At 46.7% G+C, this 22,946-nt stretch carries 22 protein-coding genes and 2 pseudogenes; 7 read left to right on the top strand and 17 right to left on the bottom strand.

Annotated features, from left to right (window positions below; all coding sequences use genetic code 11):
* The 3 genes from ACE1CM_RS15195 to psb35 all read left to right on the top strand — a co-directional run.
* Window positions 1–285, top strand: a 285-nt coding sequence (locus ACE1CM_RS15195; protein WP_374878352.1) for a hypothetical protein, incomplete at its 5' end; no start/stop codon positions are given.
* Between the two features lie 202 nt (window positions 286–487).
* On the top strand, window positions 488–3,178 hold the full coding sequence (locus ACE1CM_RS15190) for a transglycosylase domain-containing protein (RefSeq protein WP_374878351.1): 2,691 nt from the start codon (window positions 488–490) through the stop codon (window positions 3,176–3,178).
* Between the two features lie 161 nt (window positions 3,179–3,339).
* Complete coding sequence (psb35, locus tag ACE1CM_RS15185; RefSeq protein WP_374878350.1) at window positions 3,340–3,552, top strand: photosystem II assembly protein Psb35; 213 nt, start codon at window positions 3,340–3,342, stop codon at window positions 3,550–3,552.
* 89 nt (window positions 3,553–3,641) lie between these two features.
* Here psb35 and ACE1CM_RS15180 read toward each other — a convergent pair whose 3' ends face one another.
* The 12 genes from ACE1CM_RS15180 to ACE1CM_RS15125 all read right to left on the bottom strand — a co-directional run bounded on the left by ACE1CM_RS15180 (window position 3,642) and on the right by ACE1CM_RS15125 (window position 12,930).
* Complete coding sequence (locus ACE1CM_RS15180) at window positions 3,642–4,064, bottom strand: TerB family tellurite resistance protein (RefSeq protein WP_374878349.1); 423 nt, start codon at window positions 4,062–4,064, stop codon at window positions 3,642–3,644.
* A gap of 140 nt (window positions 4,065–4,204) precedes the next feature.
* Window positions 4,205–5,686 carry a 16S rRNA (cytosine(967)-C(5))-methyltransferase gene (locus ACE1CM_RS15175; RefSeq protein WP_374878348.1) on the bottom strand — a complete coding sequence of 494 codons (1,482 nt, stop codon included), beginning with the start codon at window positions 5,684–5,686 and terminating at the stop codon, window positions 4,205–4,207.
* Between the two features lie 79 nt (window positions 5,687–5,765).
* Window positions 5,766–6,596 (bottom strand): acyl-CoA desaturase, encoded by an 831-nt coding sequence (locus tag ACE1CM_RS15170; protein ID WP_374878347.1) that lies wholly within the window; start codon window positions 6,594–6,596, stop codon window positions 5,766–5,768.
* A gap of 566 nt (window positions 6,597–7,162) precedes the next feature.
* Window positions 7,163–7,813: a restriction endonuclease subunit R gene (locus ACE1CM_RS15165; RefSeq protein ID WP_374878346.1), complete on the bottom strand. Its 651-nt coding sequence runs from the start codon at window positions 7,811–7,813 to the stop codon at window positions 7,163–7,165.
* Between the two features lie 226 nt (window positions 7,814–8,039).
* On the bottom strand, window positions 8,040–9,842 hold the full coding sequence (locus ACE1CM_RS15160; RefSeq protein WP_374878345.1) for a DnaJ domain-containing protein: 1,803 nt from the start codon (window positions 9,840–9,842) through the stop codon (window positions 8,040–8,042).
* A gap of 134 nt (window positions 9,843–9,976) precedes the next feature.
* Window positions 9,977–10,270, bottom strand: coding sequence for a type II toxin-antitoxin system RelE/ParE family toxin (locus ACE1CM_RS15155; RefSeq protein ID WP_374878344.1), 294 nt, complete (start codon window positions 10,268–10,270; stop codon window positions 9,977–9,979).
* Window positions 10,267–10,497, bottom strand: coding sequence for an addiction module protein (locus ACE1CM_RS15150; RefSeq protein WP_374878343.1), 231 nt, complete (start codon window positions 10,495–10,497; stop codon window positions 10,267–10,269). Before ACE1CM_RS15150 ends, ACE1CM_RS15155 begins: the two co-directional genes overlap by 4 nt.
* A 163-nt stretch (window positions 10,498–10,660) precedes the next feature.
* Window positions 10,661–11,446: a PspA/IM30 family protein gene (locus ACE1CM_RS15145; RefSeq protein ID WP_374878342.1), complete on the bottom strand. Its 786-nt coding sequence runs from the start codon at window positions 11,444–11,446 to the stop codon at window positions 10,661–10,663.
* 78 nt (window positions 11,447–11,524) lie between these two features.
* A complete protein-coding gene (locus tag ACE1CM_RS15140; RefSeq protein ID WP_374878341.1) occupies window positions 11,525–11,896 on the bottom strand; it encodes an HNH endonuclease in 372 nt (123 codons plus the stop codon).
* Window positions 11,896–12,300: a hypothetical protein gene (locus tag ACE1CM_RS15135; RefSeq protein WP_374878340.1), complete on the bottom strand. Its 405-nt coding sequence runs from the start codon at window positions 12,298–12,300 to the stop codon at window positions 11,896–11,898. Before ACE1CM_RS15135 ends, ACE1CM_RS15140 begins: the two co-directional genes overlap by 1 nt.
* 233 nt (window positions 12,301–12,533) lie before the next feature.
* Window positions 12,534–12,737: a type II toxin-antitoxin system HicA family toxin gene (locus ACE1CM_RS15130; protein ID WP_374878339.1), complete on the bottom strand. Its 204-nt coding sequence runs from the start codon at window positions 12,735–12,737 to the stop codon at window positions 12,534–12,536.
* The gene (locus ACE1CM_RS15125) at window positions 12,730–12,930 is read right to left on the bottom strand and encodes a type II toxin-antitoxin system HicB family antitoxin (protein WP_374878338.1); all 201 of its coding nucleotides are present in this window, start codon (window positions 12,928–12,930) and stop codon (window positions 12,730–12,732) included. Before ACE1CM_RS15125 ends, ACE1CM_RS15130 begins: the two co-directional genes overlap by 8 nt.
* Window positions 12,931–12,982: 52 nt before the next feature.
* Between ACE1CM_RS15125 and ACE1CM_RS15120 the strand changes: the two genes are divergently transcribed.
* Window positions 12,983–14,185, top strand: a complete 1,203-nt coding sequence (locus ACE1CM_RS15120; RefSeq protein ID WP_374878337.1) for a Coenzyme F420 hydrogenase/dehydrogenase, beta subunit C-terminal domain — start codon at window positions 12,983–12,985, stop codon at window positions 14,183–14,185.
* A 136-nt stretch (window positions 14,186–14,321) separates the two neighbouring features.
* Here ACE1CM_RS15120 and ACE1CM_RS15115 read toward each other — a convergent pair whose 3' ends face one another.
* From ACE1CM_RS15115 to ACE1CM_RS15100, 4 genes and pseudogenes are all read right to left on the bottom strand, one after another.
* Window positions 14,322–15,053: a zinc ribbon domain-containing protein gene (locus ACE1CM_RS15115; RefSeq protein ID WP_374878353.1), complete on the bottom strand. Its 732-nt coding sequence runs from the start codon at window positions 15,051–15,053 to the stop codon at window positions 14,322–14,324.
* 1,572 nt (window positions 15,054–16,625) lie between these two features.
* Window positions 16,626–17,587 (bottom strand): annotated as a pseudogene (locus ACE1CM_RS15110) (tubulin-like doman-containing protein); the annotation flags it as partial.
* Between the two features lie 61 nt (window positions 17,588–17,648).
* The gene (locus ACE1CM_RS15105; RefSeq protein WP_374878336.1) at window positions 17,649–18,545 is read right to left on the bottom strand and encodes a VWA domain-containing protein; all 897 of its coding nucleotides are present in this window, start codon (window positions 18,543–18,545) and stop codon (window positions 17,649–17,651) included.
* 19 nt (window positions 18,546–18,564) lie between these two features.
* Window positions 18,565–19,761 (bottom strand): annotated as a pseudogene (locus ACE1CM_RS15100) (PstS family phosphate ABC transporter substrate-binding protein).
* A gap of 474 nt (window positions 19,762–20,235) precedes the next feature.
* On the opposite strand from ACE1CM_RS15100, the gene ACE1CM_RS15095 reads away from it, so the two are divergent.
* On the top strand, window positions 20,236–20,727 hold the full coding sequence (locus ACE1CM_RS15095; protein ID WP_374878335.1) for a hypothetical protein: 492 nt from the start codon (window positions 20,236–20,238) through the stop codon (window positions 20,725–20,727).
* A gap of 218 nt (window positions 20,728–20,945) precedes the next feature.
* The gene (gene cysE, locus ACE1CM_RS15090) at window positions 20,946–21,740 is read left to right on the top strand and encodes a serine O-acetyltransferase (protein ID WP_374878334.1); all 795 of its coding nucleotides are present in this window, start codon (window positions 20,946–20,948) and stop codon (window positions 21,738–21,740) included.
* Window positions 21,741–21,806: 66 nt separating this feature from the next.
* Here cysE and ACE1CM_RS15085 read toward each other — a convergent pair whose 3' ends face one another.
* Complete coding sequence (locus ACE1CM_RS15085) at window positions 21,807–22,388, bottom strand: Npun_F5749 family FMN-dependent PPOX-type flavoprotein (RefSeq protein WP_374878333.1); 582 nt, start codon at window positions 22,386–22,388, stop codon at window positions 21,807–21,809.
* Between the two features lie 162 nt (window positions 22,389–22,550).
* Here ACE1CM_RS15085 and ACE1CM_RS15080 point away from each other — a divergent pair, with 162 nt between their 5' ends.
* On the top strand, window positions 22,551–22,811 hold the full coding sequence (locus ACE1CM_RS15080; protein ID WP_374878332.1) for a hypothetical protein: 261 nt from the start codon (window positions 22,551–22,553) through the stop codon (window positions 22,809–22,811).
* Window positions 22,812–22,946 lie beyond the last annotated feature (135 nt).

The raw sequence follows: 22,946 nt of genomic DNA, 5'->3' as shown, positions 1-22,946 counted from the left end.
CGCTCAAGCGCCTACTACGAACGGCTCAACGGCGCTCAAGCGCCTACTACGAACGGTCCAACGGCGCTCAAGCGCCTACTACGAACGGCTCAACGGCGCTCAAGCGCCTACTACGAACGGCTCAACGGCGCTCAAGCGCCTACTACGAACGGCTCAACGGCGCTCAAGCGCCTACTACGAACGCAAATGTATGGTATAATCCCTCTCGCTTCCGCCGACGGACTATTGCGGGTGCGTATTGCTTCCCATTGCCCAAGCAACACGGTTGCAAATAATCCTCGTTGAACTTACCCTAAAAAAGCAAAGTTAGCTCGAATGCAAGAGCGAACAACGCCAAGCAATTGCAACGCTCTCTAGGAGTCATAGCCTAATAAACCGACAAAAATAGCCAGTATGACTTCAATCAGATTCAAAATATTCAAAACTTAGGTGAATTTCACTCCAAAACAAAGCTTGGCTTGGTCTGTGTTGCGTGTGAGGGTCTAAGGTGACAAAATTTATCCCCGAACTCAATGATATTTCAACCCAGTTCAGCAACTCCAAAGCGGCTGAATCAGCAACAACGTCGGATACTAAATCCCAGTCAGCGAATGGGGTAACAACCTTGCTCCAACTGGAATCTGCCGTCAGAGAAACCGACGCAGCGCCTGATGATGCATCCACCGCAACGACAAAGCCAAAAAGCAAGCTGATGGCGGCGATGTCGCGGGTAATTCCCCAGCAGGTGCTGGATTCGCCTTTGCTGGATTTGAAAAACCCGATGTATCGCAGTCGGAAGTTTTGGATTTTGACCGGAATTGGGGTGAGTGTCAGCGGGGGAGCGCTCGCTGTCGGCGTTACGTGGTGGAATTTAGACCGCAGCTTACCGGATCCTTTAGAAGCTCTCACCTTCGTGCGCGATGGCACGCTGACGATTAAAGCCGAAGACGGCACAATTTTGCAACAGCGGGGCGAAGCAACGCGGGAAAAATACTCGCTCGAAGAAATGCCGCCCCATTTGGTACAAGCGTTCATTGCCTCGGAAGACCGCCGCTTCTACCAGCATAAGGGCGTAGACTATCAAGGCATCCTCCGCGCCGTTGTCTCTAACCTAACCGCGCGAGACGTGGTAGAAGGAGGCAGCACGATCACCCAACAGCTGGCAAGGATTGTTTTCCTGTCCCAAGAGCGCAGCGTCTGGCGCAAAATTCGGGAAATCATGCTGGCTCAAAAAATTGAGCAAAAATTGACCAAACAGCAGATACTCGAACGCTATCTGAATTTGGTTTATCTGGGAGAAGGCGCCTACGGAGTCGCAGATGCAGCTTGGGTGTACTTCAGCAAAGACCTCGACGAACTAACGCTGTCAGAAATGGCGACCCTGGTAGCAATGGCACCCGCCCCCGGTAAATTCTCGCCCCTGGTGGATGAAAAAGCCGCCGTAGCACGTCGCAATCTCGTGTTGCAGCGGATGCAAGAAGCTAAAATTATTACACCCCAACTGGCGCAAGCAACGATTGCAGAACCTCTGGAAATAGAGCCAGCACCCCCCAAACGACTGGCAACCGAAGCGCCTTATTTTACGTCATACGTAGAGCAAGAATTGCCGCGCTTGATCCCGCCAGAAGCTGTGGAAGCAGGCGGTTTAATTGTCGAAACAAGTTTAAACCGCGAATGGCAACAGCAAGCCGAAGAAGTAGTGGAAAAAGCCATCGATCGCTATGGTCGGAGTGAGCGATTTAAGCAAGCGGCGTTAGTCGCGCTCGATCCGCGCAACGGCGAAGTAAAGGCGATGGTGGGGGGGACGGACTTTGACGATACCCAATTTAATCGCGTCACCCAAGCGATGCGGCAACCCGGATCTACGTTTAAAGGGTTTGTTTATACGACTGCGATCGCAGCTGGGTTCTCCCCCTTCCGGGGTTACTTAGACGCCCCGTTTAAGGTGGATGGCTATACCCCTAAAAACTACAGCGAAACTCACAGCGGTTGGATTTCCATGCGCGACGCCCTAGTCAAATCTGTCAACACGGTCGCAGTCCGGGCGTTAATTGATGTCGGATTTGAACCCACGATCGAAACCGCCCACAAAATGGGGATTAAATCCGAACTCAAGCCGGTTTATTCATTAGCACTAGGAGGCGTAGAAGTCAACCTGCTAGAGTTAACCGGCGGCTACGGCACCCTGGCTGCCAAAGGGAAGCATACCGAAGTTCACGGCATTCGTCGCGTCCTCGACCAGCGCGGAGAAGTCCTCTACGAAGCGAAATACCAGCCCTACGAAGCCGTAGACGAAGAAACCGCAGCCATTATGACTTGGATGTTGCGGGGCGTCGTCAATTCGGGAACGGGAAGCGCCGCCAGTTTACCAGGCAGACAAGTTGCCGGAAAAACCGGCACCTCCGACGACGCTCGCGACCTCTGGTTCATTGGCTACATCCCCCAACTCGTGACCGGCGTTTGGCTGGGTAACGACGATAACACGCCGACTTGGGGCGCCAGCAGCACCGCTGCCCTCACCTGGCGCAACTTTATGGTCAAAGCAGTCGATGGGATGGAGGTGGAGAAATTCCCGCCGCGACCGGATAAGGTAGAAGGTCGTAAAGGGATTATTAAAGCCGAACCCGTCAGACCCGGACAGCTGTACACGATGCGCATCAAAAGAGCCTCGAATGATAATGATGACGACTCCAGAAGATCCCGTCGCTGGCGTGGTTCGGATAACGATTCTTCTCCATCCCAAGGGGTGAGACGCCGCTTTAGGGTGAGGTCAGAAAACCAAACTGCCAGCAATGACGATCAACCAACAGTAGTGCGGCGTCGCCGGCGGGTTTTTGTCGCCTCATCATCGGATAGCAGCTCGTCGGATAACTCCAGACAGTGGCGGCGGCGACGCTCATATACGGCTTCGTCATCCAATACCAGGGCATCGGAACAACCCAGAGTTAGTCGGCGACGCTCATATACGGCTTCGTCATCCAATACCAGGTCGTCTGATACCTCGAGCTACACCCGTCGTCGCTCTTCGTCGGGTGGGTCGCGCCGTAGTGGTTCTGGTGGGGAGTCAACTGCCAGCAGGCGATCGTTTAGAAGCTCGGCAAGGGTAGCTTCGAGGCGATCGCGCCCCGCAGCTGCCCGCTCTGCCGCACCTGCACCCGCAGCAAGTGCCCCAACGATCGATTTCAAGAGTCACCATTAAATTGGGTCATTGGTAATAGGTCATCGGTCATGGGTCATGATTCACCTATCACCCATGACCTATTACCAACGCAGCACCTAGCATCAAACTAGGGGAAGATGCATAATTTTAATAAGTCTTTATACTCTAGAGACAGCGATTGATTTAGGAGTTGATCACCCATGCTATTAATGGAAGCTGCTGCGAACGCGCCTCATTTTCCCGTCTATTTTACTGCGGTGTATGTCGTTGGTTTTATCGCAGCCGTGACTTTAGGCTCGGTAGCCTGGTATAATTCCAAGCGCCCCCCAGGTTGGGAAGACAAAGAACGTCCCAGCATCGTGCCTGAGATTAAAAAGGAAGAAACACCAGGTTTGGGCGAGCCTAAAAGCTAATCGGTAATGGGTAATAGGTAATAGGTAATTGCGAGTTTTTATAGACTGATAACCCATCCCCAATTACCAATTACCAATTACCAAACTTGCTAAACTTGACGGTTAACCCAGCGGTGGTAAAGCTTTTGAATCGCTTTAAGTACAGTCTGCTCAACTGGCTGGGGTGAGGAGTTAGCTTCTTCGAGTTGCTGTAACTTCATTAACAGTTTGGCTTCTTCGTTGGCAACGTTGCCATCGCTGTAAATTAAGCCACTAATGGCCTCGATCAGGTGCTGGCAATCTTCAGAACTTGGGCGCGAACCTAAATATTCTTCCACCCACCGATAGCACTCATCCGGTGACACTGACCGTAATTCATACAGCCAAGGTCGAATTTCCGGATCGTTGGTTAATCCCTTTTCTTTAGCCACCCGGTGGAGATATTCCCTTTCCTCCGGCTGAATTTTTCCATCAAGCCAAGCTGCACCAATCAGAATCTTAACGAGATTTTTAACATTTGAGTTAGATGCCATTGATTTTTTCCTAACTCTTCCCTAACAGCTTAAGCGATCAAAAACAAGAAAAATTGAGAATAAAAAAAGAATTAATTTTTTGTAACTTTCACTTACGCAAAGAAACCGGGTTTCTGGGATCTTCTTGCGTAAGACCTGTTTCAATTGCATCTCAGTAGCACCATAAAGAAACCATCCATTTGATGCCGATGAGGCCAAACTTTCAGCCACCCCTCTGGGGTCGTAAAGGATGCTAAGTTTGAATTTGGCATTGGCGATGCGATTTGCCAGTCAGGGTGGCGTTGTAGAAATGCTTGAATAATATTTTCATTTTCTAGGGGGTGCAGCGTGCAGGTAGAGTACGCTAAACTACCACCGGGTTTAACCCAAGTTGCCACTTGTTCTAAAAGTTCCCCCTGTAGGGTCGCCAGTTCTGTCACTGTTTCTTTAGTATGACGCCAGCGAGCATCGGCGCGGCGGTGTAAAGTTCCCAATCCCGAACAAGGGGCATCGAGTAAAACTCGGTCGGCGATGTTGGTAAACTGGGATTGATTGCGACTATCTCCGGTGCAAATTTGAATCGATTTTAAGCTGAGTCGGTGGGTATTTTCTTGCAGTTTTTTGAGTCGGGAGGGAGTGCGATCGCATCCCCACACTGTCCCATTATCCCCCATCAATTCCGCGATATGGGTTGTCTTACCTCCCGGTGCCGCACAAGCATCAATTATTACTTCCCCCGGTTGCGGAGCGAGTAAAAACCCCACCAATTGAGCGCTACTATCTTGAATTGTCCACCAACCTTGACTAAATCCAGGCAAATTCGCAATTGTACCGATAGTTCCAGTTAATCTTAATCCTTGGGGAAGATGGGGAATGCGACTAACAGAAATTCCCGCCGACTGCATCGCCGCTTCTACTTCCTCGATCGAGGTTCGCAAAATATTAACGCGCAAGTCAATTGTAGGGGAAGTATTCATCCATTCGCAGAGTTGTTCTGTTTCTGCATAACCTAATTGTTCGAGCCAAACTTGTACAATCCAATCGGGAAAACTGTGTAAAATTCCCAACCTTTCAACAAGGTTTTCTGGCAACTTAAGCGGGTCTTGTTTTGTGGGGTGGGCATCCTGCCCGCCTGGTTTAAGCAATAGACTTGTGGAGTGGGCATCCTGCCCGCCTGGTTTCAGCAATTGATTTGTGGAGTGGGCATCCTGCCCGCCCTCCACCAATGGCAGGCAAGATGCCTGCCCCACAAGAGATAGGCGAATATATTGCCGCAACAAACCATTAACAAAACCAGTCAATCCGGAAAAGTTATTTTCTTTAGCAAGTTCGACGGTAGAATTAACCGCAGCAGAGGGGGGAATTTGACTGAGATAGCGCAGTTGATATAAACCTAAATGTAAAATTGTGCGGAGATCGCCTGGTTGTTTGCTGGCAGGTTTTTTAGCCAATTGGTCGATTAGTGCATCTAGCGTCCGTTGTCTTCTAACGCTGCCATAAACTAATTCTGTTACCAATCCTCGGTCTAGATTGTTTAAATTGGCGTTTTGCAGTACTTTATCAAGGGCAACATCGGCAAATGCCCCCCGGTGAACTGACCGGAGGGCAATAAATGCTAATTGCCGAGGATTTTGCTTACTCATGATTTGAGCGATATGCCAAGGGCTAGCTACGCGAACGCATTTTTTGCTCTGCACCTCTGCTTGCAGGGGAGGGGTCTATTTATCCCCGCCCTGCTATCATCGCCTCTGGTTCCAGAAGCCATTTCGGCGGTTGTTTTAAATCCCAAACAATGCCGAATGCCGCTAGCACCAACAGCACATAGTAGGCGATATCAATTTCCCACCAAAAGAAACCTTGACGCGCCGAAAGCTGATAGCGGTGATGGTTATTGTGCCATCCTTCGCCCAGTGTAATTAGTGCCAACCACAAAGAATTTTTGCTCGACTCACCCGTGTCATAGCGCTGCGTACCGAATACGTGACACAGGGAATTGATCGCGAATGTAGTGTGATAAAGAATCGTCGTGCTGATAAAATATCCCCAAACTAAACCCATCCAGCCGTGAACTAAATAGCATCCAACGGCAAGGATAACTGTTGGGATAACGTTGTATCTTTCCAGCCACAGTAATTCTGGGTATTTTGTCAAGTCCTTGACTAATTTTGGGTTATAGTCATCGTAGTCAAACGCGACAATCCAGCCCACATGCGACCAGTAAAAGCCTTGTTTTTTGGCAGAATGAATATCTTCGTCTGTATCTGAATACTTGTGGTGATGCCGATGGTGCGATGCCCACCACAGCGGGCCTCGTTGCGCGGCTGATGCACCCAAGCATCCGAGTATAAATTGAAACCAGCGACTTGTTTCGTAGGAACGGTGGGAGAAGTAACGATGATAGCCGCCGGTAATACCAAATTTGCGGATCAGGAATAAAGCGACACACATCCAAATTGCCAAAGGATCTACACCTGTCCAAAATGCAGCAAGGCAAGCAAGGTGAACGCCAACAAACGGCAAGGCACCAAAATTAATGCTCCAGCTTTTATACATGCGAGTAGTCTTGAAACCGAGAACGATGGCTTTACGGCGATTTGATATAGCAACAACATCCTGGAATCGTCAAGATTTTGTTGCATATCTTAGAGGTCACCGATTTACCATCTTACAGTCCCTTGGTGTCCCTGTGTTAGGGTAAATGCACTTTCTCCGGGGAAAGTTTGCGTCCCCTCGCTCCTCCCTACCACTTCAAGTCTCTGAACTTATTTTGTTTTATAACTCTCCAGCGCTCTATTAACTAAATCTTTTCATTTTTATTTTTTAATTTAAAATACTTATAAATTGGCTGTTTATTCTACCATAGAAATACAGTTTTGGCGCAGATGAACGAAGAAAATCTCAGTTTTTGTTGAAACCAAACCTATCAATATCTATACTTTTACTCCGACCCCAACTGCCACAAAAAATCTTGAACGACATCTACCTTTTGGGAGTTTCCTTGGGTTGCAAAAATGCGAAGACGCGATAGAGGCTTTCTTCGGCTTCCCGTAGGGTAGGACAAGAAGGAAGAGGAAAAGAGATGGGATCAATGCTGGCGGGACTTATATTAACTAAATGGGTTATTCTACTACGGCTGTTGGCGACATAATCTGTTTAATATTTTTCAGCACGCCCATGATGTCATATAACTGATTGCGACGGGGTAGGAGCAAAGAGAAAATATTAGATAAATCGTATTGGGGATTATCCCCGGTTGACAATTTGATAAATTGAAATTCATCACCTTTGGTAATAAGTCCATAAACAGGTTGTTGTGGATTCGGGTTTTTTATCATGTAGGTGAGGGCTTGTGGTAAAGCAACAGAAAAAGATCTCGTAGATTTTGATTCAACAACTAATACCCAGAGTTGCTGTTGAATAATCAGGGAGTCAATCCGTCCCCGCAAGAGTTCGTCTCGGTCTTCAAGAATAATTTCGACTTCTGGTTCTGTGGTAACGTAGAAGGGTTCGTCATACAAACCAGCTAAGGTTAATAACGGGGAAATGAGTAATTGGTTAATTGTGCCTTCGGCTAGAGAACCCCGCTTGCGATGGCGATAAAATCTATTTTTAATTTGGTCTAAGGTTGCTATTTCCGCGTCGCTGAGTTGGGGTAAGTTGTCTATCCATTTTGTGAAGAATTGCTCGTCTTCAGTCGGGCGCAGATTAAACCTTTCTTCGAGGTCATCTAAGCTGAGGATGGTTTTAGAGATGGAGCGAGTTTGAACCATAATGGGAGGCGCAAAAGCAAGAATCTTTCTTTAGGATATCGTGCGTTCGCGCAAGCGTTGGGAGGCATATCGCTTGCGGGTGAAATACATAGCCCTAAGAGATTGAACCGCCAAGACGCAGAGGACGCCAAGGAAGAGGAGGAGAGATGCGAACGCGCTTACACTTTTCCCCACCTGCTGCGATCTGAAATTATTCTGTTAAACATTGGTTAAGTTACGTTCGCACTCACTGCTGTCGGAACTGCTTATAAGCTTCAATAATTGCCTGCATATTGGCTTTGGCATTAGCAGAAGTATTTACATCAGGGTGATAGTGTCTTGCCAATCGACGATAAGCAAGCTTCACTTCCTCAGCAGCAGTATTTTTATTCACTACCAAGACTTGCGACAATTCTCCAGATAACACTGGTTCAGGTGTGAATTCACTCATGGCAGATTGACGCCAAATTTTGATATTGCCGCCTTCACCACCACTCACCAATGTTTGCCCATCTGCACTGAAAGCAACAGGATATCGCCCAGAAAGTGTGTCGAGTAATTCGCCAGTGCTTAGGTTCCAAAGTTTGATTTCTTTCTGGCTACCACTAGCGATAATTTCTCGATTGGGGCTAATAGCAACCGAAAAAATCGCCACTCCCTGCCCGCTAAAAGTGCGGAGTAATTCACCTGCGTGCAGGTTCCACAATTTGATTGTGCCGTCTGTGCTTACACTCGCCAGAATCTGTCCATCTGGGCTAATAGCAATAGAAGTAATCCAGCCTGAATGCCCAGTTAGAATGCGGGTTTCTTTACCACTGATCAAATCCCAAAACCTAATAGTTTTATCGGCAATACCACTAACAACAATCTTACTATCAGGACTAATAGCAACAGACAAAACTGCTTCTGAATGTCCATTTAGGGTAAGTTTTAATTTTCCCGTGTCAGGCTCCCAAAGTCTGATAGTCTTATCAGCACTACCACTTACAATAGTTTTCCCATCAGGGCTGAAAGCAAGGGAATAGATAAAGCCGGAATGACTGTAGGGGTTGTTTAGATAAAATAATGTGCCTATTAGTTCTTTGTTAGGCAAATTCCAGCGGGTGATTTTTCGGTCAAAGTCACCACTCGCGATCGCTTGATTATCTGGGCTAATTGCCACCGCATAAACTTCTTGTGAAGAACCAACAAAAGTCCAAACTCGTTTGGATGTTTTCAGATTCCACAAAATAACTGTTTTGTCATCACTCGCACTAGCGATTGTTTCCCCATCCCGGCTGATAGCAAGAGAGTTGACCGATCCTGAATGACCTTTGAGAGTATTTATACAACACCAATTTTCATGATTTTTAGATGTTATTGATGCAGGAGTAGATTGGCTGTCTTGTTGTGATGAATTTGGGGCATTTACATGTTTGAAAGCTGGAGTAAAGGGTAGCGTTGGCGAGTTGGATGGGTAAAAATTGAAATAAGAACTGTTTTTTTTGCGAGTTTGAGCTTTGAGCGCTTTTAACTCATCCTCAATTTCAAGGGCAGCAAATTTTTGCATCCAAGCCTCGCCCGATAATTCTGCTTCTAACTCGATTAACGCTGAGGTATAGGCTTCCATCTGCAAGACTTTCTCTTCCATGCGTGAAAAAGCTTGTGCAGCCGTTTCCCCACTTCCAGTTTGATCGATCAGCTTAGCAATACCATAGGCGGCAAGTCCAACAACACCCCCAGCCGCAGCCATTGTACCCATGCCAATGCCAACCGCAGTGCCTCCAAAGCTTAATCCCATGCCGCCAATAACAGAAGAAACTCCGATGCCACCTACAGCACCAATTCCAATTGCACCAAAAGCCGCAGCATCTCCTTCTCCGATGGCGCAGAAAGCACCATAAGCTGCGGCGCCGACGACTCCTCCGGCTGCTGCGACTGGTGCCATACCAATGCCAACGCCGCCAAATCCGCCGACTAATCCCATGCCGCCGACTGCGGCAGAAACACCAGCACCAGCAGCAGTGCCACTGGCAATAAAGGCTGCACCTTCTCCTAAGTTTTCTGCCACTTTTTTTGCTCCCACTCTAAATTAATCAAAGATTAAATAACGCCAACATGCGAAGGATAGGAAGCAAGAGAAAAAAGGTGCGATTGCTCTCGGGTTGCGTCCTCCTTATTGCTCGTCTAATTATCCATCTTCAATTATTCTCTACGACTTTTCCAATAACCAGGCTCGCGGCTGCAATGCATCACAGCCAAAATCAAAATGTAATCCTGTTCAATTGTGTAGAGAATTCCATAGGGAAACTTGCGTGTCAGACATCGCCGAACATCTTCATCAAGTACGCGCCAACGAGTAGGGGATTCTCTAATTCGATAGACTGCATCTTCAACTGCATCGATAAACGCTTGCGCTAGTTCAGTACGACGATCTGCATAGTATTGAACGGCTTGAGAGTATTCGGCGATCGCTTCCGGGTGAAATACATATCTCATTGCTCAAGCAGTCGCCTCACTTGTGCTAAAGCTTCTTCCCCTGGAATAGGTGTAATAGTACCGTTTCGGACTTCATCTCGTCGTTTTTTTGCTTCGGTTACCCAAGCTGCTTGAATGGCTGGATCGGTGTCGAATTCCAGGCTTTCTATCAACTTTTCTGCCAGCAGCACCCTCAATGCACTCGGTAAAGACAGGGCTGCCTGTGTCAGTTGCTCAACGGATAGCATAGGTACGCTTGGGTTTCTAATTCTCAACTCTAGTGTACCTCGGCCTAAGAGATTGAACCGCAAAAGACGCAGAGGACGCAGAGGAAGAGAGGGAGAGATGCGATCGCTCCCAGATTCCCCATCTGCCAATCAATTAAATTATTCTATTTTTGAATATTGGCTGCTAAAGTTGATCCATCTGCCTACGAAGTTCTTCCAAATCCTTATCAACAGATGACCTAGTAGACGAGGAATTAGATGGCAAAACATTAGATTGATTGGAGGGCGGTAGTGTTACTTGATTCGGGAAAGCACCAGTCAACTGAGCTTTCATCGCCATCAATTCATCATCAACATCGCTACCCGATTCGTGTATGGAAACATAGATTTCGAGATCGTTGCCAGCTAATTCGCCTGGGAATTGGGCGCGGGCTTCCATCTGCAAAACCTTTTCTTCCAGGCGATCGAAGGCAGCCATAGCTGTGCTGGTTCCCATTCGTCCAACGGTTCTTTGAAGCTGCTCTTGAGCCTTTCTTGCAGCAATCTGCCCTTTGAATTTATCTTTCTTCAGTTTGGCTTCTGCAACTTTACTCTCTAAAGCTATGAGATTGCGCTTAAGGATATCGACATGAGCCGTTTCCAGGTCAATTTGGGGTTTCAGCTTATTAGCTCTGTCTGTATAAGTTTTCTTGCGGATCAGCGCCTCAATAGCCAGATTTTTATCTCCTTTTTGCAGAGCTATCTGAGCGCGTTGATGCCAGTTGTTTGCTTCGGTTTGGGCTATATCGTACTGTTGCTGAGTACGTTTTTGAGTCACTATAGCCTGTGCCGCTGCTTGACGGAATTGAACCAGGTTTTCCTGCATCTTGATAATAGATTTCTCTAGAACCTTTTCTGGGTCTTCAGCCTCACTAATCATGTCGTTGAGATTAGCTTTGGTGACCCTAATGATGCGATCAAATAAACTCATATTTTTGCCTTTCCTTTAAATGTGTTTGGGCAGTTAAAAATTGTAGGGTGCGTTACGCAAGCGTAACGCACCGTCTGGCTATTTCAAGCGACGCGCACCTTTTCCTCGGTTGCAATCGAAACACAGGGTTTGCAAGTTACTAGGGTCGTTACTTCCACCTTTTGAAAAAGGTAAGATATGGTCTACTTCTAGTTCAACTTTCGGCGCACCTCGACCACAAAAAACGCATTTGTAGCCGTCTCGGTGCAAAATTGTGACGCGAACTGATGCAGGAATGTGACGCGATCGCTTCTCTTTTTCCTGTTTGGGTTTAGGTTCGGATTTGGTAGCAGATTTTTTACTCTTTCGCTTTGCAGGTTGATCGGTTTTTTGACTATTCACCTGCGTAATCAAATCCCGAATTACACCCCGCACCAGTTTTTGTAATGGATTAGGAGGGTTTTTTGCCATTACTTACTGTTAAAAAGCTTGTTTAACCCGTAAGCAGCTAGCCCAACTACTGCACCAGCAGCAGCGACGGGAGCCATACCAATTGCCACCGCTGTACCGCCTACTGCTAAACCCATGCCACCAACTACTGCTGAAACTCCTGCACCGACGGCTGCTCCACCTGCGACTGCACCTAATGCTGTAGCGTCTCCCTCTTCTATTGCTTTTTTGGCTCCATAAGCGGCTGAACCTACAACTGCTCCAGCTGCAACAACAGGAGCCGCACCAATTGCTACGCCGCCAAATCCCCCTACTAATCCCATGCCACCGACTGTTGCAGCAACACCTGCACCTGCTGCGGTTCCTCCTGCAACTAATGTTGCACCTTCTGCTTTATCTTTGAATTCTTCGTTATTTTGCGTCATAGTTTTTTCGCCCAAGGTAGTCGAAATCATTTAAAATTTAATCTGAATAAAATTTGAATGCTTCGTAATAAATACTGAAAAATGACTGAATGTTCTTAAAGTTTTTGTAAAAACCAGCCTTGGGCTATCTTAAGTTTCTAGTTAATAAACCCCCATAATATCACTTTGTGCGCTTTCACCACAAATCCGAAGCCCTCAAACCCTCTAGCGATCGCAGATAGTGAATTTAAACATCATAAATCTTCAGGTGTTAAACCCGTGACTTTGGCAATTCGGGCTAGCATTCGCGACCCAATTTCTTCATTATCGTGAAAGGCAAACACCACATCAGGCCAGTCAGGGTGCGACAAGATCCGACGAGAACCAGAAATTCGTTTGACTTCCCACCCGATGCGTAACAAGGCGGCAAGGACGCGCTTTGCTTTTGTGCTAGGCAAAGGAAACGCTAACTAGCTCTGGGGTGACTTCCCCATGTTCAAGTTTATCTGCAAGAACTCGCAGCGCTAATGCTTGGACTTTGGCAACTGCTTGTTCCCGCGTTTCCCCATAAGCTAGCACTCCGGGCATCCCAAGCACTTCAGCCAAGAAGCGTCCATCTTCTTCTTGTTCAATCTCTATCGTGAAGTTCATAGCTGGTAATCTATTTTGAGAGAGGCTGTTTCTGGATAAAAGAACTAATTTAATGACTTCAGTTCATTCTACCAATCACAAAAAGGCGAAAGCCCTCAAACCCAAAAGCCGTCGCCCTGCTAAGGAACTTTGCAGCGAGTGCGGACTGTGCGATACATACTATATTCATTATGTCAAGGAAGCTTGTGCTTTCTTAAACCAACAAATTGCCGAACTGGAAGCACTAACCCACGGGCGCGATCGCAATCTCGATAACCCCGATGAATGGTATTTCGGCGTCAGTCAAGACATGATGGCGGCGCGGAAAATTCAACCGATCGAGGGCGCGCAGTGGACGGGTATTGTCAGTACGATTGCGATTGAAATGCTCAATCGCGGCATTGTGGAAGGCGTTGTCTGCGTCCAAAATACCAAGGAAGACCGCTTTCAACCTAAACCTGTCATCGCCCGCACTCCAGAGGAAATTCTAGCGGCGCGGGTGAATAAGCCAACTCTGTCGCCAAATCTTTCGGTTTTGGAACAAATCGAGCAATCTGGGATGAAGCGGTTGTTGGTGATTGGCGTGGGTTGTCAAATCCAGGCGCTGCGGGCGGTTGAAAAAGAATTGGGTTTGGAAAAGCTCTACGTTCTCGGTACGCCTTGTGTAGATAATGTTACTCGTGCGGGTCTGCAAAAATTCTTAGATACTACTAGCCGTTCTCCAGAAACGGTGGTGTATTACGAGTTTATGCAAGATTTTCAGGTTCACTTTAAACACGAAGACGGTTCGATTGAAAAAGTGCCGTTTTTTGGGCTGAATACTAAGGAATTGAAGGATGTTTTTGCTCCTTCTTGCATGAGTTGTTTTGATTATGTCAATTCTTTGGCAGATTTAGTGGTAGGCTACATGGGCGCGCCCTTTGGTTGGCAGTGGATTGTGGTCAGAAACGATCGCGGGCAAGAAATGCTGGATTTGGTGCAAGATCAGATCGAAACTCAGCCGGTGATGTCTGCGGGCGAGCGCAAAAATGCCGTGCAGCAAAGTATACCTGCCTACGACAAAGGCGTTACGCTCCCGATGTGGGCGGCTAAATTAATGGGCGTGGTGATCGAAAAAATTGGTCCTAAAGGTCTGGAATATGCCCGTTTTTCGATTGATTCTCACTTCACCCGCAACTATTTATATGTAAAGCGGAATCATCCAGAAAAATTAGATGCCCACGTGCCAGAATATGCTAAACGGATTGTCGGGCAGTATAAATTGCCGGAGCGGTAATTGGCGATCCCCCCAACCCCCCTTAAAAAGGGGGGCTTTTTAGGATGGAATGCGATCGCCCCTTTTTCTTTAAGCCTGCGTAGGCAGGCTTCGTTTGTGTAGCCGCGACTTTAGTCGTTTGGCAAAAAGCCGATTATTAGATGAGCCGCTCCAATTTGCTGCCACAATTGGAACAGAAATTCGATTCGGCTGGATTCTTATGACCGCATTTGTTGCAGAAAACATGAGTGCGAGTTTGACCAACCGCACCACCATCATTTTCTAGTATTTTTGCAGTTAAGTCAACAGTTTCGCTCGCTTTATGAGTATCTTGTTGTGAACTGGACTCTGAATAAAGTTTGTGTGCTTCGATCGTATCCTGAATAACTTTCAGTTCGCGCTTGTATTCGAGACTGTCGCTTCCTCCCTCTTTTTCTAACTCGACTTGTCGCTGATTTATATACTCGATCAATTGTTCGTACAATACCCGTTTTTGCTGGTTGGTTTCATTCTCGATCAGTTTTGCCGTCACCTGACGCTGAATCTCTTCTTTATCGGGACGACAAGCCAAAACTTGCAGTACTTGTACTGCTTCTTCCCAAGTAGAAGCAATATCGACATTCTCAGATCCGGTTACTGTTTTGCGGGTGTAGCGAATTACTTTTTCTTTTGTTTGACGATTTTCTTCTAGCCGCAGCACTTTTAAGGATCGTGCTTCCACAACTAGCTTAAAGATTTCTGGTTTTTCGGGAAACACATCCCAGAAAGGAGGTTCTTTTTGAATATGAACTGGAATCGGAGGATCTTTACTTTCACCTTTGAGTTGCGATCGCTTTGCTTGAATCGATTGTCCTTTCCAGTCTTGATAGGATTGCTGTAATTCTGGCATTACCTCAATACAACGCAGGGAAAAACCACCCATCTCTTGCACGAATACAATCCGGTGACGTTCTGGTTCTCCCAGAGGTGTAATAGCATCATTACTGCCAACACGTTCCCGCAGTATTGGTATCAGTTTCGTTGCGGCAATATCGCTACTATTTCGACCCCCGACGATGGCAACTTTGGCATTGAGTGCTGGGGTAAAACCAGCATCTTTTCGTTTCAGAGTTGCTTCAGAAAGTAAAATCAGCGGCTTTGATTGACTGTAAGCCATTCCGATCCGATTCCGGATTTCTGGTTCGTCATTGTTATATAGTTTGAACAAGCGATCGCACGCTGCCAAGTCCCGTTTTATGCGACTATTTCCCGGCGCATTTACGACCACCGCTTTAGTTTTTTCCCCAATAATATCTTTGAAGTCATTATCTTGCACATCAGCCAGATTCGGTAGGTCGAACAGTCGCATCACTTCGTCAGCAGTCCGATTGCGTTTCCACAGCGGACTTGCTTCCAACAAAACCTGCTGAGAAAGATTACTGCAAATCCCATCCATCCCCAATTCATAGCGGGTTTTACTACCTTCAGAAGCACCCGCTAATTGCTCGATTAGGTTTTGATATAAATCGTTTAGTTCTTCCCGATTATAAAGCTTGATGCCATTCACAATTAAAGCGTCAGCGCTATCTGCTTGTCGATCGGCTTTTTGCTGAAATTCATCGCGGATTTGCCGCAGTTTTTGATTTAAACGAGCTAAACGGCGATTCAATTCATTCAAATGTTCTTCCATTCTGGCAATTACTTCTAAACCCAAAGCTCTCGCTTTGCGCTGAATTGTCGCGATTACATTCCCCTCTAATCCGGTGAGGACTGATTCGCAACGCTTTTCCATATCAGCTTGTTTAGTTAGAGCAAATTTATCTTTAAATTGGGCAATGTCTTGCAATGATCCTTCGTATTGTCGCTGGCGATTAGTTTGATTGGGTTGCCATACTTTTTCCATTTCCCGGCGAAACTTTTCCGTTGCTGTGTAAAAACTCTGGCGCACTGCTGTCACGAATGCATCTGCAAATTTTGGCCCTCGATTGCGGTCTTCAATCATGCGATAAAACTCTTCTTCTAAAGATTTCCGACCTTGTTGAATGATGCGAGCGCGATTGTCGTACATCTTGATTAAAAAGTCACCGTGCAAGCGCGGATCTGGACTCAATTCGCGCAAGTGATTTTCCTTATATTCATTAACTTTGGGTTGGAGGTAGTCCAAAAATTGCAGAATCTTGCCGCGTTCAGCGCCAATTACATTCACTCCTTCTTGGGTGCATTTTAGTTTGTTATCGGTAGCAATTTCGTTGCGGATGCTGTTGACCCATGCGGAAATTTCTGCTATATAAGAACGGTCGCCAGCTGAGGATAAATCCGCTAAAAGTTCCGCTTCTGTTAACCGCATTCGTTTGAGGATATCTGTTTCTACCAGCTTTGACATATCGGGTGGTAGGGGGACCGATTCATTCAGCCACCAACTGATAAAATCAGCCGCGAGTCGTTGGGATATGGAGGTGCGAATTTGGGCAATCGGAATTTCGACGGTGGATAATCCAAAACTCATAAAATTCTTAGGATAACCTCGACCGGCAGAGTCGGATTGCGCCCAAGATCCTTTAATGTTGTCTCTAATTGAGCGTTTATAAGGGGCAAAATCAGAAGTCAGATCCAGGAAGATATTTTGGGCGATCGTTTCCCGAATCCGCTCCAGGTTAAATTCAGTTTCACCATTTTTTGTTCCGACTAAGTAAGTGAAGTCAAAGGGAGCGGATTTGCTGCGTATTTCATCGGTTAATTGACTGCTGAATTGAGCGTCATACTCGGTTCTGTGGTCGGAAAAATAGCTCAATTCCATCAGTGCGGCGTAACCATTGGCGAGGACGCGAGCGCCTATATTTATACTTGCAAAAGCGGTTGGCATTGGCACAATTGCCGTTACGGTTGAACTTCCCTGTCCCCGCAACCAATGGCGGATGCAGTAGCCAATATCTATCAGCATTCCGCTGCCAGTTCCACCTGATAAAGAACCCACTACGAACGCATTTAAAGATGTTGTATCTACTTTAATGCCATATTGATCGCGCATAAAATTTTCATGGCCTTTTACACTATCGCAAGTTTCGTTAAACTTTCTTTGAATTTTGTGATAATTACAGAAAAAGGCAAACCTTCCATAGGCGCGAATTTGTCCTGCCCCTACCTCAATTGCTCCAATATTTCGTTCTAATTCTGTGGGAAACCACCTGGAAATCCAAGGATAATTATCTATATCGGATATAATTTTTTTTACTTCGCTACCGCTGACACTTGCCCAAAATTTTTGAATGCCGAACCTGCCGCCCCAGGATTCGTGACTTTGTATTCTCGATCTGTATCTATTATCAAAAAGCTAATAATAGGAAAATTCCGCAAACTGCCGTAGGTTTCTTCTACTAATCGACGCACCCGCGATAGAACTTCATGTCCGGTTCCTCCCACGCCTACTAATACGGTAGGAACCATGCTTTTTTCATCGACTGTCATAACAATTTTCTCCTATTAGTAAAGGTAAAACTAAAGTTTTTTAACAATCTAAGCCAAAGGGTAAACCAAATAAGCGCCAAACAATTAACGGGGTCAAAACAGTCCAAAAAAAGGCGTTTCCCAACGCCAACTGACCAGAAAGATTAGGCGGCAGATTCATCAATGGTTGAAAAATCCATCGGTCTAGGGGGAGGGTGAGCATCCACATGAAGGCAATCCAGGCAGCACCGAGCCAGAATTTAATCCATTTTATGTTACTGTTAAAACTGGTAAAAAATCTGTCTGTAAATAACATATTCAGATTATTCTGTTGACCGGATATGTAAATGCCTTTGGTGCTAAATGCGGCTTGCTGAAGAGCAGGTGCTTCGGCTCCCACTACGACGGTATTAATTTTAACCTTCTGAGCTACTGCCCCGTCAACAACTGGTTGCGAAACCTCAGCCATTCCATCGGTGACTAAAAGTAATTCGCGACAGCGATTGCTGACGCTACTGAGTAATTCAGTCCCCTTTTGAATTGCTTTATTGATATCCGTACCTTGACCAATTTGGTCAGGCAGATTAGGATTTTGCCAAGCTTGGTTCAATTCGAATTCTAACTGCTGTTTGTCGGTTTTGAACGAACTGGTAAGGGGAATAACTTCTCCTGCAAAACCCAATATTTGAATTTGGTTAGGAGTTCTCAGCTGTTGGGAATTTTGCTCAAGATAAGAACGCACGGCAGCAATTTCTTCAGCCATGACTGTATTTGGGGCGTTGAAGGATTGCGGTTGGTAGGTGCTGCTGCTCAAATCTAGAGCGATCGCTACTGCAACGTTAGGTCTACCCAAGCCTAACACGCCAAATAACAGAGCTGCTACTAAAAAAGCCCCTAGAAACATCGCTGGAATCTGAAACAGGGGATACAACCACAAACCGCGACGAGGAAGTTTCACAAGGAATACCTGATATGTTTTACTTGCGAATAGGCACAAAACCCGCTTGCTCTACCAATCGTTGACCTTCATCACTTAGCATCATATTGGCATAGGCTACACCAGCTTGTTCAGCCAATTGGCGATCGCGTCTGATCGCCACAAAAAGTTGCCTGGTAATCGGGTAAGAACCATCAGCCAAAGCTGTTTTATTAACTGCATTTCCTACTAAGGGAGGCACAAAAGGCTGATTCGTATTTTTAGCAATTGGCAGAGGACGTATTGTACTCTGGATAATCTCGGACGCCGTAGCATAGCTAATTCCACCAGGCGTTCTGGCAACCCGCTGGATGCCTGTTGTGGTGTCTCTCACTTCCTGTACAGTTGAAGCGAAATTTTCGCCACCCAAAACTTCCGTGTGAAAGTATTCCGGCGTACCGCCATCAGCAATGGGACGGCTGATGGGAGTAATATCTAAATCGGGATCACCTACTTCTTTTCAGTTAGTAATTTTTCCTGTGAAAATATCTTTGATCTGAGCTACTGTCAACCCAGGAATAGACAATTGAGGATCGACATAAAAGGCAATGCCATCAATCGCAACTGCTACTTGTTCTAACTCAAAGCCCTTAGTTTTGGCCTCTTCAAACTCCTTGGTTTCTATAGGTCGGGAAGATTGGGAAATAGTTAGTTGACCATCCAAAAGCATTCTGATTCCAGTGCCAGATCCAGGCTTTCTACCGAAAGGCGGCTCAAGATAGCGTAACTGAAATCCTGGATGAGCAGATGCGATCGCTGCTACTATCTGGGGAGAACGAAGCGGTGCAAATGTTGTAGACCCTCCATAATTCACCACCACCGATGGCACGTTAGGCACCTCTGCTAAAGTGCGGTAGGTCGTGACAATCGCCGCAGGACTAACTAGCGGGGTAGTTTGAGAAGGAGTTGTTGGTTGAGTCGTTGGAGTTATGACATTTTGAGTTTGGGGCTGAGGTTTAGGCCAGATTAAATAAACTAAAGTCCCCAGTAAGGCAACGACCAAAGCAGCACCAACAGCAATAGCAGTAATATTTGGCTTACCCTCACCTTTGTTGGGAATTATTGCTTCTCTCGGTAAGCCGCAGATCGCGCAGTCCGGACCATAATTTTCGTAGGGTTCGTGGGAACCAGAGCAATTTGGGTAAGATTTCCCATCTCTCGGTTTACCATCACAAGTCCAAGGTTTGGAAGAACTCATATGTGGCTAATCTCCAGTCCCGAAAACGGAAAAAAGTTAAGAAAACAGATAGATAATTGGTAATTAATAGTTAACGTAAGTTGCTAGTACATCCAAGGAAGCTGGTAATGGGTAATGGGTAATCGGTAATTGCCACGATTCCACCACCAATGAATCCAATTACCAATTACCGAGCGTCATCAACCCGGTTTCAGAGTTAATTTCTCGCTGTCAAACCCACGAGTTTTCAGAGAAACCGGGTTGATTTGCCGCCAAAGCTTATAACTACCAACTTGAGTTACTTATAGAAAATCTATCACACTGGGAAGGGATCTGACTTGGCCGGTAAAGTTGGAAAAAAAGCGCGATCGCAACAGATTTTTCTGCCTAGTGTGCAGCCTTAAAACTGGCATGAAGCCCAACGCCGCCGACTCGATTCTGGGATAGGTTGGAATTGAGAACGCCTGTACCCAGGATTGGAGGAGGGCTGTTGATATGTTAGTGCATACTATACTTCGCTTCAAAAGCCGTGCTTGGCTAGTTTTGTTGACAGCTTTGAGCGCTACACCTGTTCTCGCCCAAACTGCTAATTTCGCTTCTTTAACACTTTCACAAGGCTTTTCACCTTCGGCTGGGGTTGCATCGGGTTATACTGGGGGGTCTTACTCGCTGGCTTCGATCGCAAATAGCGATCACAAAAACAATCGCTGCATCGGTTTCGCTTCCCCCACACCCGACCACATCATGGTTTTAGAGCGAGATTTTCCCAAACTAACCGTACAGGTCAATACCAGCGGTTCCGATACAACGTTGTTAATCAGAGGCCCCGGTAACGAAAATACCATCCGTTGCGGCGACGATACCGGCAGTAATAAAGATGCCAGCATCTCTGACACAAACTGGAAAGCTGGCAGATACAGCATCTGGGTGGGAACCTTTGAAGAAGGAGTCCGCCGCGACTACAGTCTTTCAGTGCGACAAGAGTAAAGGCGGGTAATAGCTAATGGCTAATGGCTAATGGCTAATGGCTAATGGCTAATGGCTAATGGCTAGCTTGCCAATCTTGTCTGGGCCTGCCAAACTTTCAGGAAAGTGACCGTGGGAAGTCCTAACCAATTACCAATTACCAATTACCAATTACCAGTGAAGACACTTAAAAAGCTAAAATCGGGAATGGCATGTTACGCAAAACTTGGTGACCGCTCGTGTTCACTTCCCTCATAGCTGATTTTCGCATAATCTTCGATCGCGACCCGGCTGCTCGCAATTGGCTGGAAGTATTGTTTTGCTACCCCGGTTTGCAAGCTTTGGTGTTGCATCGTTTTGCTCACTGGCTTTACGTACTGGGAATTCCCTTCATCCCTCGTTTCATTTCTCATATCGCTCGTTTTTTAACCGGGATTGAAATTCACCCCGGTGCCGCAATTGGTAAGGGTGTTTTTATCGACCACGGCATGGGCGTCGTGATTGGCGAAACAGCTATTGTAGGCGACTATACCCTAATTTACCAAGGCGTCACCCTCGGCGGGACGGGCAAGCAATCCGGCAAGCGCCACCCAACTGTAGGGGAAAATGTGGTAGTAGGAGCCGGTGCTAAAGTATTGGGAAATATTCTAATTGGCAATAATGTTCGGATTGGTGCTGGTTCGGTTGTACTGCGCGACGTACCTTCAGATTGCACGGTGGTAGGCGTTCCAGGGCGGATTGTTTATCGTTCTGGCGTGCGAGTGAATCCCCTAGAACACGGCAGTTTGCCAGACTCTGAAGCAGAAGTGATTCGCGCCTTGGTAGACCGAATTGAGATGTTGGAACAACAAATGCAAGAAATCCAGCAACCTCAACCAGCAGCGGTGCTTCAGCCTGTTTTGGTAGGTAAGCAAGAAGTCTCTATGGATGAAAGCGATTATCCTACAGAGATGCAAAGCGACGATCCCATCTCCCCCAGATGTCGCCTCCAAGATAAAGCCATTCAGCAATTCCTAGACGGCGCAGGCATTTAAAATTGGTTAATTGCTAATTGCTAATAGGTCATTGGAAAAAACCAATTAGCAATTAGCAATTAGCAATTACGGATTAATCTCTTGCTTCAACCAAACACCAGCACTATCTAGCTGATAAAGCCATCGATTTTGCGGTTCGCCCCGCAATTCTAAATGGTCTACCTGAACTGGATCTAATAATAATAGACAAAAATTTAGTAACGGTTCGCTTGGATTGGGTGGGGTTGGCTCAAAAGCCTCTGAATTAGCTCTAGTTTGCCCTGGATGAGGCCAGCCAAATTGAAGTCTCGCGGCGTCAGAAAGTTCTTGCCAAGCGGATTGGCGGGCTTTCTGGAGGGCAATATCGAGATAATTGCTGCACACTAGGATTAGCTGACCTGCGAGGCGAAATTGCTCCCGCGTTTTGGGAAAGTACCAGCAAGCCTCACCCCAAGATTGATCTTCGATTTGGTCGGCTTTTTGGCTGCGGGAATCGGTGACAAATTTTAGCTGATTCGTATCGTCTAGAAAGCCCCGGAAAACAATTGTACGGTTCGCAGGGCGTCCATCTGCCCTCACGGTAGCCAGTTGCAGGTAACGGGCGTACACAAGGCTGCGGTTAAGATGGAGGGCGCGAGATAAAGGCGATCGCCAAGAAGCTAAAGTCATTGTCAAAGGGCGGGTGAGCACCTGGAGCAGGTGGGCAGGGGAACAATTAGCCATTAGCTACAAATAGAGCAAATTTCATACTTTTTCAAGCTTTGACGCTAGATATGCGATCGCTTACACTACTAAATCTGTGTCTGTCGCAAAACGATAAGGCTTGGTGATATGGTTCGAGAGCTAGAGCGCTTGCAAAATACTAACCCATTTCCGGAAACTGCCCCAGTGGCGAATCCGGTGTTTTTTAGAACGTACAGCCGTCGGACGGCAAATGGTCGGGAGAGTTGGGAGCAGGTGTGCGTCCGCGCCCTACGCGGACTGGTACGCCTGGGCAAGCTCACACCCCAAGAAGCTGACATTATAGACCAGATGCAGCGTCAAATTAAATCTTTGCCTTCCGGTCGCTGGCTGTGGGTGGGGGGTGTGTGATTCGTTGAGTCGAAACTGGCTCTAGGAAAGGCATTCAGCCATTCTACAGCCTTGGGATGACTCTCCTGGTTCTTAAAAATCCGTTACAAAACCAAACCGGATAACCGAATAGGTAATTTGCGGATAGCCGAACCT

Source organism: Microseira sp. BLCC-F43 (genome assembly GCF_041929235.1).
Lineage (GTDB): Bacteria > Cyanobacteriota > Cyanobacteriia > Cyanobacteriales > Aerosakkonemataceae > Microseira.
Note: the sequence above shows the minus strand (reverse complement) of the source record. Positions and strands in the feature narration are given on the sequence as shown.